Source organism: Streptococcus sp. A69, from assembly GCF_058556195.1.
On the sequence record NZ_JBZUJU010000002.1, the window covers coordinates 366,732 to 379,675 of the forward strand.

Annotated in this window: 8 protein-coding genes; 3 read left to right on the forward strand and 5 right to left on the reverse strand. The window is 44.2% G+C overall.

Annotated elements, in window-relative coordinates; all coding sequences use genetic code 11:
• Positions 1–4 precede the first annotated feature (4 nt).
• The 5 genes from AC4ME5_RS05840 to gatC form a co-directional block, all read right to left on the reverse strand.
• Positions 5–961 carry a zinc-ribbon domain-containing transport protein gene (locus tag AC4ME5_RS05840; protein WP_491800306.1) on the reverse strand — a complete coding sequence of 319 codons (957 nt, stop codon included), beginning with the start codon at positions 959–961 and terminating at the stop codon, positions 5–7.
• A 99-nt stretch (positions 962–1,060) separates the two neighbouring features.
• A complete protein-coding gene (locus AC4ME5_RS05845) occupies positions 1,061–1,456 on the reverse strand; it encodes a hypothetical protein (RefSeq protein WP_491800307.1) in 396 nt (131 codons plus the stop codon).
• Positions 1,457–1,513: 57 nt separating this feature from the next.
• Entirely contained in the window at positions 1,514–2,959 is a 1,446-nt protein-coding gene (gene gatB, locus AC4ME5_RS05850) for an Asp-tRNA(Asn)/Glu-tRNA(Gln) amidotransferase subunit GatB (protein WP_491800308.1), read from the reverse strand.
• Complete coding sequence (gene gatA / locus AC4ME5_RS05855; RefSeq protein WP_491800309.1) at positions 2,959–4,425, reverse strand: Asp-tRNA(Asn)/Glu-tRNA(Gln) amidotransferase subunit GatA; 1,467 nt, start codon at positions 4,423–4,425, stop codon at positions 2,959–2,961. The genes gatB and gatA overlap by 1 nt, the downstream gene beginning before the upstream one ends.
• Positions 4,425–4,727: an Asp-tRNA(Asn)/Glu-tRNA(Gln) amidotransferase subunit GatC gene (gatC, locus tag AC4ME5_RS05860; protein WP_117305431.1), complete on the reverse strand. Its 303-nt coding sequence runs from the start codon at positions 4,725–4,727 to the stop codon at positions 4,425–4,427. Before gatC ends, gatA begins: the two co-directional genes overlap by 1 nt.
• A gap of 165 nt (positions 4,728–4,892) precedes the next feature.
• On the opposite strand from gatC, the gene AC4ME5_RS05865 reads away from it, so the two are divergent.
• The 3 genes from AC4ME5_RS05865 to AC4ME5_RS05875 all read left to right on the forward strand — a co-directional run bounded on the left by AC4ME5_RS05865 (position 4,893) and on the right by AC4ME5_RS05875 (position 12,757).
• Entirely contained in the window at positions 4,893–5,585 is a 693-nt protein-coding gene (locus AC4ME5_RS05865) for a YwaF family protein (protein WP_491800310.1), read from the forward strand.
• 143 nt (positions 5,586–5,728) lie between these two features.
• On the forward strand, positions 5,729–7,273 hold the full coding sequence (locus AC4ME5_RS05870; protein WP_491800311.1) for a peptide chain release factor 3: 1,545 nt from the start codon (positions 5,729–5,731) through the stop codon (positions 7,271–7,273).
• A gap of 756 nt (positions 7,274–8,029) precedes the next feature.
• Positions 8,030–12,757, forward strand: a complete 4,728-nt coding sequence (locus tag AC4ME5_RS05875) for an accessory Sec-dependent serine-rich glycoprotein adhesin (RefSeq protein WP_491800312.1) — start codon at positions 8,030–8,032, stop codon at positions 12,755–12,757.
• Positions 12,758–12,944: the final 187 nt, after the last annotated feature.

Sequence of the window (12,944 nt, forward strand, 5' to 3'; positions counted from 1 at the left end):
CCTCCTAATTATATAGTTCGTCTTCATCCACAACATCGTAGGTATCGAGTACCCATTGGTTTGGACTGCGTGTTAATTCAGCACCGCAATAGTCACATTTGCTAATAGCTGATATTTTCAGTGGCGCGCCACAGTTTGGACAGTGGTCGCTGACGGCATCCTCTTGAACAGTTGATTCAGTTTGGCTACCGTGTTTGCGAATAAAGTTCAATTGATACACGGTGAAGAGATCTTTTTTAGGATCTCCTTCAAGTACACGACGACTCTCATCGTCAATGACATAGTCCCGCAAGGTAGACGATAGGATTACTACTAAGGTATCGTTTCCGTCAGGATTTTCAATGAACACCTTGATGCGAACATTTTCGATACACACTTTCTCTAAAACATTGGTTGTTTTAGCACGAATATGGTCCTCAAGTTGGGTGCTATGCTGAGAATAGAGACTAGTACTTTCTAAAGCTCGGACAGAGTTCCAATTTTTCTCAGTCCAGGCAACCTGCAATTTAAGGTAAATCTCTTTAACCCAAGAGGTGAAGGCCTCGGCGTCAAAGTTTGGATCCCCGTTTTTCACATGACTAATGGCTAAAGTGTTATGTTCAATTCGTCGGTGGATTGGTTGATAGTTGGTGTTACTGTGGCTTGTGCTTGAACTATTTGCTTTATTTTTTAAGGATTTAACGATAACCACTAAAACAATGGCACCCACGAGTATTACCATAAATCCTAGATAGGGTGAGCTAGCAGAGCTACTAGAGGATGAGCCGTATCCAGAGCGGTAATAGTGGTAGGATGAGCCGCCAGAACGACTTCCACCTCCACTTGAGCGACTGCTACTTCTGGAGCTACTACGACTGCTGCTACCACTTCTGGAATGTCCGACACCCGCATCAACGATTTGAGGCATGACAAGAAAAACAAGTAATAAGCAGGTCATTAAAAGAGCGTAAAACTTTTTCATGTGTCTCCTAACTATATGATTGAAAAGGTAGAATTCTGAATTCGAATGATTATTAAACTATTTAATAACATTTAAAAATTATCTAAGATATACTAGGCCTTATTTACTAGCATTTAGCTTCTTTATGGAATGGCGCTCAATGAGCCATCCCACAATCCATCCTATTGCTAGCAAGTAATTTTCAAAAGCACCGATAGCATTTACAGGAGAGTGATACTCCATATAATTGAGTAAGTGATTTGTTCCTATTCCAATTCCGCCAATAATGAGAGCAAGAAGTGCGATTCGTAGATAGAACCAATCGTATTTAATATTGACAGCGAGAATAATAATCAATACAGCTAAATTCCATAGTCCAATTTCTCGTTGCCAACCAGCAGATATTCCGTACCCGGAGTGACTTCCCATGTATGATGGAAAGAAAATTTGTAGTATAGAAGCGCCTAACATAGCGATGATGACTAAGACAAATAGCAATCGTAAAAATTTGTTCATTTATTCTCCTTGTCTCATTCTCGTTTTAAAAGTAGAAAAAAGTGTTTAAAGAGTAAATTACTCACTTTCTTTCAACTTCGCCAATTCCTGTGCAAGGAGTTTAAGGGCGACTTGTGGGTTGGCTTGTCCTTTGGTTGCTTTCATAAGGAATCCTGTGAAGGCCTTGTCTGCGTTTCGTTTGCCTGACTTGAAGTCGGCAACGGCAGCTTCGTTATCGGCAAAGACTTGGTGAATGATCGGAATCAGAACATCTGGATCAGAGATTTGCACCAAGCCTGCTTTTTCCACGTATTCACGCGCGCCACCGCCATTTTTAGCCAGGTGGACAAAGACTTTTTTGGCAATCTTAGATGAGATAGTGCCGTCTTCGATGATGGCAATCATTTCTACTAAGTTTTCTGGTGTTAATTCGATTTGTTCCAGTGTTTTACCTTCGGCGTTCAAGAACTGAGCGACTTCACCTTGGAGCCAGTTAGAGACTTGTTTGGCATCACCACCGAGGGCAACAGCTTTTTCAAAGAAGTCAGAAGTGACTTTATTTGCAGTCAACTGGCTAGCGTCATAGTCTGACAAGCCAAGCTCAGATACGTAGCGCGCACGGCGTTCTTTTGGAAACTCTGGCAACTCTGTACGCATTTCTTCAATCCACTCGTCTGAGATTTCAAAGAGTGGTAGGTCTGGTTCTGGGAAGTAGCGGTAGTCTGCAGCACCTTCTTTGACACGCATGAGGATGGTTGCTTTGTTAGCTTCGTCGTAACGGCGTGTTTCTTGGCGAATTTGACCACCTGAGCGAAGGATTTCAGCTTGACGTTGGACTTCGTATTCAAGACCCTTGCGAACATTTGAGAAGGAATTCAAGTTCTTCAATTCAGTCTTGGTACCGAATTTCTCTTGACCATAAGGACGAAGGGAGATGTTGGCATCCACGCGCATGGAACCTTCTTCCATCTTAACGTCAGAAATGCCAGCGTACTGGATAACTTCCTTGAGAGCAGTTAGATAAGCATAGGCTTCTTCAGGAGAACGCATGTCGGCTTCAGATACAATCTCAATCAATGGCACCCCTTGACGATTGAGGTCAACATAAGAGTAGCCATCTGTACCGTGGGTGTTCTTACCAGCATCTTCTTCTAGGTGAGCACGTTCGATACCGATTTTCTTAGTCGTACCGTCTTCTAGTTCTACTTCAATCCAGCCGTTATAACCGATTGGCTCATCAAACTGAGAAATTTGATAGGCTTTTGGATTATCAGGGTAGAAGTAGTTCTTGCGGTCAAAGTGCATCTTTTTGTGGATGTCCATGTTGAGGGCAAGAGCTGCCTTGATACCGGCATCTACGACACCCTTGTTGAGAACTGGTAGTACTCCTGGGAAAGACCAGTCAATCACGTTAGTGTTGGCGTTTTGGTCATTTCCAAAGTGGGCAGATGTAGGTGAGAAGATTTTTGAATTGGTGTTGAGCTCAACGTGGACTTCAAGTCCAATGACTGTTTCAAAGTTCATTAGTTATCACCTCCAAAAATCACGGGTTGTTGTTTGTGGTAGTCTGTTGTTGCTTCAAAAGCAGCAGCAGCTTGGTAAATGGTTTCCTCAGAGTACTTAGGACCAATCAATTGGAGACCGACAGGTAGACCTTGAGCAAATCCAGCAGGAATCGAAATTCCTGGGAGACCTGCCAAGTTGACAGGGATGGTCAAAAGGTCAGCCAAGTACATGGCAACTGGGTCGTGGTTGAGTGAGTCCAAGTCATAGGCAACGCTTGGAGCAGTTGGTCCCAAAATCAAGTCATAATCCGCAAAAACTTTTTCGAAATCTTGGATGATGAGGGTGCGAACCTGTCCAGCCTTTTTGTAGTAGGCATCGTAGTAACCTGATGAAAGACTGAAAGTACCCAGCATGATACGGCGTTTCACTTCTTCACCGAAACCTTGGCTACGGCTGTTTACATAGATTTCATCAAGGTTGCTTGCATCCTCTGCACGATAGCCGTAACGGATACCGTCAAAACGTTGCAGGTTTGATGAGGCTTCTGATGAAGCGATGATGTAGTAAACAGCTACACCGTATTTAGAGTGAGGAAGACTGACTTCTTCGACGATAGCACCAAGTTTTTCGAAGTGTTTGGCTGCATTCAGAATGTTTTCCTTAACCTCTGGGTCAATCCCTTCACCAAGGTATTCCTTAGGCAAAGCAATTTTCATTCCCTTGATGTCTTGCCCGATTTTTGAAGTAAAGTCGGCAATGCGGACAGGCGCAGAAGTAGAGTCTTTAGTATCTTCGCTGGCAATAGCATTAAGCAAGAGGGCATTTTCTTTAACAGTTGGTGCAAAAGGTCCAATCTGGTCTAATGAGCTACCGAAGGCAATGAGACCGAAACGTGAAACCGTTCCGTAGGTTGGCTTGAGACCAACGATCCCGTTGAAGGCAGCAGGTTGGCGGATGGAACCACCAGTATCAGAACCAAGTGACAAACGGACTTGTCCTGAAGCTACAGAAGCTGCGGAACCGCTAGATGAACCACCAGGAACTTTGCTGTGGTCCCAAGCATTTTTAGTCGCTCCGTAGTGGGAAGTTTCACCTGAACCACCCATGGCAAACTCGTCCATGTTGGTTTTTCCGACAACAATCATACCCTTAGCTTTGGCATTGGCAACGGCTGTTGCATCAAAGATTGGCTCGTAGTTGTAGAGCATTTTTGAGGCAGCAGTTGTAAGGATACCATCTGTAGAGATATTATCCTTAACAGCCAGTGGAATTCCTGAAAGGACATTATCCGCGTCGATTCCAGCTTCATCAATAGCCTTAGCTTGGGCAAGGGCTTGCTCCTCAGCGATGGTAACAAAAGCGTTGATAGCTGTCTCGCGAGATTTGATATCTTCAAGCGTTGCTTGGGTCAATTCAGTTGCAGAAATTTCCTTAGAGACAAGGAGGTTGTGCAAGTCTTCAATAGTTTTGTTATTAAAAGTCATTAGGCATCTCCTCCATCATCTAGGATAGCTGGTACCTTGATATAGTAGTTTTCTTTTTCAGGTACGTTTTTAAACAAGCGGTCACGGTCTGTTCCTTCTTCGGCCACATCCGGGCGGAGTACGGTCTTGCGGTCTGCCATAGTTGTAGTAGGTGCGACACCAGTTGTGTCGACTTCGCCCAGCAATTCAACCATATCAACAATCTTAGACAAGGTTGTCGCAAAGGCAGTAGTTTCTTCTTCAGAGAATCTTAATTTTGAAAGATTGGCAACGTGTGTTACCTCTTCTTGCGTAATTTTCATCTTGCATCCTTTCGTGAAATGATGATTTTTAGTCTGTTCTATTTTATCATATTTTCCTATAAATAAGGGATCCAAACTGAAAAGAAATAGAAATTGAAAAATCGCTTTTAATTCGCTATAATGGTTAAACTAGAGAATAGAGAAAATAAGGGTTAGGATAGAAATATGTTCCATCAATTTATCACCAGATCTCAAACGGTTCCTCCTCCCATTCCACTCTTTTGGTATGGGATTATGATGCTTCTCTTAGTGCTTTGCATTTATGGAGCACTTGCTTATCACAAAAATCCGAAATTTGTCCGCTTGTTTAAGGGGATTCAGATCCTCCAGTTGCTAGCCCTATATAGCTGGTATGTTGGCTTTGGGATCCCATTTTCTAATAGTCTTCCTTTTTATCATTGCCGTTTGGCTATGTTTGCGGTGGTTTTCTTGCCAGATAAATGGCGGAGCAAGCAATATTTTGCCCTCTTAGGAGCAAGTGGAGCGGTATTTGCTTTGGTTTACCCTGTTTTTGACCCCTATGATTTCCCCCATATTACCAGTTTTTCATTTTTGATTGGGCACTATGCCCTTCTAGTGAATTCCTTGGTCTACTTGATGAATCACTATGACAAGACCTTGCTTAAGAAGTATATGATTGTAGCCTATACCTTTATTCTCAACCTCTTTTTAGTTGGGGTTAATCAGGTAACGGGTGGAAATTATGGTCTCTTAAGAGATACCCCGTTTATCTCGAATGCTCCTCTATGGATAAAGTACCTTCTTGTGTCCGTCATCCTCTCACTGGCTCTGGTTCTTTTTGATATCTTGTTCAAGAAACGTTGGAAAAAAAGAAAACGGGTGAAATCTGTGCTCTAGCTTGCCTTTTCATCGGATGAGCAATTGAAAAACTTCCAAAAATCCGATATAATGGAGAGTCGAAAGGAATAGTAAAATCCAATGTAAACATCATTCTTAGCTACTAAAACAACTAAAAATAGAAAATCAAAGAAAGAGAACTTATGACTATTCAAGAAGAAATCAAGAAACGCCGTACCTTTGCCATCATCTCCCACCCGGACGCCGGGAAAACAACTATCACTGAGCAGTTGCTCTACTTTGGGGGTGAGATTCGTGAGGCTGGTACCGTAAAAGGTAAGAAAACAGGGACTTTTGCCAAGTCTGACTGGATGGATATTGAGAAACAACGTGGGATTTCGGTCACTTCATCTGTGATGCAGTTTGACTACGATGGTAAGCGCGTCAACATCCTTGACACCCCAGGGCACGAGGACTTCTCAGAAGACACCTATCGTACCTTGATGGCGGTGGATGCTGCGGTCATGGTGGTAGACTCTGCCAAGGGTATCGAGGCCCAAACCAAGAAATTGTTTGAGGTTGTCAAGCACCGTGGCATCCCAGTCTTTACCTTTATGAACAAGCTGGACCGTGATGGTCGTGAGCCACTGGACCTCTTGCAAGAGTTGGAAGAAGTCCTAGGTATTGCCAGCTATCCAATGAACTGGCCCATCGGGATGGGGAAAGCCTTTGAAGGCTTGTATGACCTCTATAACCAACGCTTGGAACTCTATAAAGGGGATGAGCGTTTTGCCAGTCTGGAAGAAGGGGACAAGCTCTTTGGAAGCAATCCTTTCTACGCTCAGGTTAAGGACGACATCGAACTTTTGCAAGAAGCAGGAAATGAGTTTTCAGAAGAAGCTATTCTGGCTGGAGAATTAACACCTGTATTCTTTGGATCAGCTCTTACTAACTTTGGTGTGCAGACCTTCCTTGAGACCTTCCTTAAGTTTGCCCCTGAACCACATGGACACAAGAAAACAGATGGCGAAATTGTCGATCCTTACGATAAGGACTTCTCAGGCTTTGTCTTTAAAATCCAAGCCAACATGGACCCGCGTCACCGTGACCGTATCGCCTTTGTTCGTATCGTATCAGGTGAATTTGAGCGAGGAATGAGTGTCAATTTGCCTCGAACTGGTAAGGGTGCCAAACTATCGAATGTGACTCAGTTTATGGCGGAAAGTCGTGAAAATGTGACCAATGCTGTAGCAGGAGATATCATCGGGGTTTACGATACAGGTACTTATCAAGTTGGGGATACCTTGACAGTTGGAAAAAATAAGTTTGAATTTGAACCACTGCCAACCTTTACACCTGAGATTTTCATGAAAGTTTCGCCTAAGAATGTCATGAAGCAAAAATCCTTCCACAAGGGGATTGAGCAACTGGTGCAAGAAGGAGCTATTCAGCTTTATAAGAATTACCAAACAGGCGAGTATATGCTAGGCGCTGTTGGTCAACTCCAGTTTGAAGTCTTTAAGCACCGCATGGAAGGCGAGTACAATGCCGAAGTGGTCATGAGCCCAATGGGTAAAAAGACCGTTCGCTGGATCAAGCCTGAGGACTTGGATGAGCGGATGTCCTCAAGCCGCAATATCTTGGCTAAAGATCGTTTCGACCAACCAGTCTTCCTCTTTGAAAATGACTTTGCCCTTCGCTGGTTTGCGGACAAGTATCCAGATGTAGAGTTGGAGGAAAAAATGTAAATCGCCAAAGTTACTTGATTGTGTAACAATCTAAGTAACTAACGCCAAGTTTCTATGGAACTTGGCTAGGCGCTCCACTAGTAAAGTTTTACGAATATTATCGATTCGTAAAACTTTACGTCGTAAAACTCAGTGTCGTAATCTAATAATAGGTAACCGCTATGGCGGTTTACCTAAACGCTTCACTAGGAAAAATCCACGAATATTATCGATTCGTGGATTTTTCCGTCGTAACCACGTTTTACAAATGAAATCGATTTGTAAAACTCAGTGTCGTAGGTTACTGCTATTAATTAGTATGGCATTTTACTTACATGCTTCGTAAGAAAAGTCCTCGAATGTTTTTGATTCGTGGATTTTTTGTTGGAAAGGATAGAAAGTTACCTCAGCTACCGGCCTCATTGATTCATTTGTGAAACTGCTTTTAAATACTCTACTCCTAAAAGTCTGTGGATGCTATTGATTCATGGGCTTTTTCTATATTTTGAATAAAAATTAATTCCCTGAGTAATTGGAACTGTTTGCTCAATTTTTAAAGCAGTTCGAAATGGTTAAAAATAAATAAAATATATTAATAGATAGATAAAAATATAATTTATATTGAAAAAACAGAATAGATTTGAAATAAAGTTATTTTGAAATCATTTTCTTTCTTTAGGATGTGTTATGGATATTGAATTGTCGGTATATTTGGTATATAATAAGAAGATAGTATTTTATAGGTGAATAGATCTTTTTCAAGTTGAGGGAATGAACATGTTTTTTAGACACCAGAAGGGTGAATATAGAGAAACAGACCGTGTAACTCGGTTCAAATTAATCAAATCAGGGAAGCATTGGCTACGGGCCTCGACTTCCCTTTTTGGCTTATTTAAGGTGATGCGTGGAAGCGCGGATACGAGCCAAGTAAAGACAGAAATGGTTGAAAAGCAAGAAGGTCAGAAGTTGACGGGCTTGGATGTCTTGAAAGGGATAGCAGCTACGGGGACGATCTTAGGTGGTTTTGCTGCGACGCAAACGCGTGTTTATGCCAATGATGCAGTAGCTGTTGAGAAGACTGTCGAATCGAAAGATACTCTGGCGACGAGAGATTCATTGGTGCTAGGGACGACACAGGATTATCAAGATACTACTAGCTTGTCTTTGTCTACCAGTCAAAGCCAGTCATTGTCAGAATTCAATTCGCAGAGCGCCAGTCAATCTGCCTCTACGAGTCAGTCTATCAGTGCCTCAAGCTCTTCTAGCATGAGCCAGTCGATGAGCGACTCTGCTTCTACTAGTCAGTCCTTTGCAAACAGTCAAAGTGTAACTGCTAGTTCAAGTGAATCCCTTGGGACACAAAATCAAGCGAATAGTGGTCTGTCAGAGAGAGCTTCAGTTGGTGTTCAAAGTCAGTACCAAGCAAGTGAGTCAGCTCGGGAGACAGTGAAAGAATCACAACCTTCAAAAGAATTAAAAGCAGTTGATTTTTCTACAGAATCCTTGTCTCACAGTCAGTCTGGTTTTGTAAAGGATGAAGGTGCGACGGCTGAATCAGGTCTGACTATGACCTCCCTGGCCTTGACGGAAAAACAAAATGAAGAAAAACGGAAGAAATTAGAGTCCTTGTCTGCTGAGATTGGGCAATTTCTAGCTCAAGCGCAGGGACTTCCAAACTCGGATGAGGCAATTGCCAAGGCTAGTCTAACTAAGAATGAGATAGAAGATGCCTTGAAAGGGGAGGTTTCTGACCTTGCCACTATCTTACAAAAAGCTACAGAAGCTCGAAATAGTATTGCAAATACTGTGTTACGTGCCAAGTCTGGACTTCGTGACAGCAGAAACGGACAAGCTTTGACCAAAGCTTCAAATACCGCTAGCTTCAGAGCTGCTAGGGATACTGAGAAGCCAGAACTTCAGAAAATAACTGTTACAGGTGGCGCAGTTCTAGAAGGACAAAAATTTAAAATTTATCGAGAAGAAAATTTTTCTGCGACCATTGAGTTTACTGATAACAGTGGTCGAATTGAACATGCAAAATTTGTTCCTACTGCTGTTCCCGCGGCCTATCCGGCTACTTCAACTGTTGTCTCATTCACTACGAGTAATGGTCAAAGTATCAGAATGATTGTTCCAACAGATAGGCTAGCGAAGGATGGAAATGCGACAACAACCAATCCTTTCATAGCTTCAATATCAGGATCTGTTGGAAAAAATCAAGTAGTAAATAGTTTGTGGACCCGTTATGTTTTTACCTATGATCAGGAAGGTAATTTTAGCGGAAATACTACTGATGTAGGTCTTGTAAAAGATTTAACAGCCAACCCTGCAGCTATTCAATTTGAAGTCCATGCTCAGTCTGAAAAGTACGAACCAGCTATCAATGCTGAGGTGAATCGAAACTTTACTCTAACGGCCAATTCAGGGACTATTTCTGTTGGTGAAGCCAGTCAGTACATCACGAATGCAGCAGGTACCCCAGAACTCCCGACTACAGGGATAACTCCAGGGACTCAGACAACCTATACTTGGAAATCTGGGACCAATACGAATTTGTCTGCTGGTCGGCATACTTTGACTGCAGTGGTAACTTATCCAGATGGAAGTACGGATGAAGTAGAGATTCCGATTGAGGTTCGCCCTCAGACACCTAGAATTGAGGAACGTTTCCTTAACGAAAAAGGTGGTCTCACAAATCAAGCGATTACGGTAGATGGAGTGACTCCAGGTGGGACTGTTACTCTTACAATTGCAGGGGAAACATTCACCAAACAAGCAACGGGGAGCTCGACTAGTGTAACCTTTACTGCAAATGAGTTGAAGAAAGTATATGATCGTAATGGAGGACGACTTCCTAGTGGACCGGTGACTGCAAGTACGACAGTGGATGGTTTGGTTTCAGATACATTTAATGGGCAAATCACGCCAAATCAAGCGTCAATTTCAGTAAGTAATAGCCAATCAGCTTCAGTAAGTTCGAGCCAATCCGCTTCAGCGAGCGCTAGTCAGTCTGCGTCCGTAAGCTCAAGCCAATCTGCTTCAGCGAGCGCGAGCCAGTCAGCGTCTGTCAGCTCAAGCGGATCGGCTTCAGTAAGTGCCAGCCAGTCTGTGTCCGTAAGCTCAAGCCAATCAGCATCAGTGAGTGCTAGTCAATCTGCATCTGCAAGTTCGAGTCAATCCGCCTCAGTAAGCTCAAGTGAATCGGCTTCAGCAAGTTCGAGTCAGTCCGCTTCAGTAAGCTCGAGTCAGTCTGCATCGGTAAGTTCTAGCCGGTCAGCGTCCGTAAGCTCAAGCCAATCTGCTTCAGCGAGCGCTAGTCAATCAGTATCTATAAGCTCCAGCCAATCTGCATCAGTAAGCGCTAGTCAGTCTGCATCAGTAAGTTCGAGCCAATCTGTATCGGTGAGCTCAAGTCAATCCGCTTCAGCGAGCTCTAGTCAATCAGCCTTAGCGAGCTCCAGCCAATCAGCATCCGTGAGCGCCAGTCAGTCTGCATCTGCAAGCTCCAGCCAGTCAGCCTCAGTAAGCTCAAGCCAATCAGCGTCAACGAGTTCGAGCCAATCGGCATCAGTAAGCACAAGTGAATCTGCTTCAGTAAGTGCTAGTCAGTCAGCATCGGTAAGTTCAAGTCAATCGGCATCATTGAGTGCTAGTCAATCCGCTTCTGTAAGTGCGAGTGAGTCAGCCTCAGTAAGCTCAAGCCAGTCAGCATCAGTCAGCGTTAGCCAATCTGCATCGGTAAGTTCAAGTCAATCCGCTTCAGCCAGCGCTAGTCAATCTGCGTCTGCAAGTTCAAGTCAATCCGCTTCAGCCAGCGCTAGTCAGTCTGCATCAGTAAGTTCGAGTCAGTCTGCATCAGTAAGTTCGAGTCAGTCAGCGTCAGTGAGTGCAAGTCAGTCAGCTTCAGTAAGCTCAAGCGAATCAGCTTCAGTAAGTGCAAGTGAATCAGCCTCAGCGAGCTCTAGTCAATCCGCTTCAGTGAGTTCAAGCCAGTCAGCCTCAGTCAGCGCTAGCCAGTCAGCCTCAGTAAGTGCGAGTGAGTCAGCATCAGCAAGTGCGAGCCAATCCGCTTCAGTAAGCGCTAGTCAGTCAGCGTCAGTAAGCTCCAGCCAATCTGCCTCAGCAAGTGCCAGCCAATCCGCTTCAGTGAGCTCGAGTCAATCGGCTTCTGTAAGTTCGAGTGAGTCTGCATCGGTCAGCACAAGTCAATCTGCTTCAGTCAGCTCCAGCCAGTCCGCATCAGCAAGCGCCAGTCAATCTGCCTCAGTGAGTGCGAGTGAATCAGCGTCAGCGAGCGCAAGTGAGTCTGCGTCGGTAAGTGCCAGCCAATCAGCCTCAGTCAGCTCGAGCCAGTCTGCCTCAGTGAGTGCAAGTCAGTCAGCGTCAGCAAGCGCCAGCCAATCCGCTTCAGTGAGCTCGAGTCAATCTGCGTCGGCAAGTGCCAGCCAGTCTGCGTCATTGAGCTCTAGCCAATCCGCATCAGTAAGTGCCAGCCAATCCGCATCAGCAAGCGCCAGCCAATCCGCCTCAGTCAGCTCGAGTCAGTCTGCATCGGCAAGTGCCAGTCAGTCAGCATCCTTAAGTTCAAGCGAATCGGCTTCAGTCAGCTCGAGTCAATCTGCTTCATTGAGTGCCAGTCAATCCGCATCTGTAAGCTCAAGTGAGTCAGCATCTGTAAGCTCAAGCCAATCAGTATCAGTTAGCTCGAGTCAATCGACTTCAACGAGCGCCAGTGAATCTGCGTCAGTAAGCTCCAGCCAGTCAGCGTCAGTAAGTTCGAGTGAGTCTGCATCTGTAAGCTCAAGTCAGTCCGCTTCAATGAGCGCTAGCCACTCTGCATCTGTAAACTCAAGTGAATCAGCATCTGTAAGTGCTAGTGAGTCTGCTTCAGTTAGCACAAGTGAGTCTGAATCGTTGAGCGCTAGCCAATCTGCGTCAGTCAGCGCAAGTGAGTCAGTATCTGTAAGTGCGAGCCAGTCTGCATCAGCCAGTGCGAGTGAGTCTGTATCTGTAAGCTCGAGTCAATTCGCTTCAGCAAGCGCTAGCCAATCGGCATCAACAAGTACATCAACTTCTGCAAGTATGCTAGCAGACGAGTTGGCGTTGGAGAGTGCTTCGATCTCAACAAGTACTTCAGTGAGCGAATCTACTTCGACGAGCGCATCACTCTCAGCTAGCGTGTTAGCCAGTGAATCGGCTCTAACAAGTGCTTCAATCTCAGCAAGTACATCATCGCGTCAGTCTGAGTTGATTAGTACTAGTCTCTCGACTTCAGATTCTATTAGTAGATCTGCGTCAGCAAGTGCTCTGGCATCTACTTCAACAAGCACCTCTCTCTCAATGGCAAACATTGCAAGCCAAGGTCAATCTGCTTCAAGCAAGCCAAAACAAGTCTTGCCAAATACAGGAGCGTCGACTTCCGTAGCATCTGCTTTATTGGGAGCATTGGCAGCTGTGACAGGGATCGGTCTTCTTGCAAAGAAGGGTCAGAAGGACGATGAATAAAGTCATTGATAAGATATAAAAATCAATGAATAAATACTAAAATGGAAAACCTTTGAAAACATGATTTTTCAAAGGTTTTTTCTATATGCGAGAAGGGGAAAATCCTCTTTGGAGTTTGAAATAAACTAGGGGAAAAGGTATAATAGGAAGGTGAGAGAATCATCGAAAAAATCAGGACTATAGTAGT

Excerpts from the sequence above, each read along its gene's own strand:
- AC4ME5_RS05845 (WP_491800307.1), bottom strand. The coding sequence starts at position 1,456 with ATGAACAAATTTTTACGATTGCTATTTGTCTTAGTCATCATCGCTATG.
- AC4ME5_RS05865 (WP_491800310.1), top strand. The coding sequence starts at position 4,893 with ATGTTCCATCAATTTATCACCAGATCTCAAACGGTTCCTCCTCCCATT.
- AC4ME5_RS05875 (WP_491800312.1), top strand. The coding sequence starts at position 8,030 with ATGTTTTTTAGACACCAGAAGGGTGAATATAGAGAAACAGACCGTGTA.
- AC4ME5_RS05840 (WP_491800306.1), bottom strand. The coding sequence starts at position 961 with ATGAAAAAGTTTTACGCTCTTTTAATGACCTGCTTATTACTTGTTTTT.
- gatA (WP_491800309.1), bottom strand. The coding sequence starts at position 4,425 with ATGACTTTTAATAACAAAACTATTGAAGACTTGCACAACCTCCTTGTC.
- AC4ME5_RS05870 (WP_491800311.1), top strand. The coding sequence starts at position 5,729 with ATGACTATTCAAGAAGAAATCAAGAAACGCCGTACCTTTGCCATCATC.
- gatB (WP_491800308.1), bottom strand. The coding sequence starts at position 2,959 with ATGAACTTTGAAACAGTCATTGGACTTGAAGTCCACGTTGAGCTCAAC.
- gatC (WP_117305431.1), bottom strand. The coding sequence starts at position 4,727 with ATGAAAATTACGCAAGAAGAGGTAACACACGTTGCCAATCTTTCAAAA.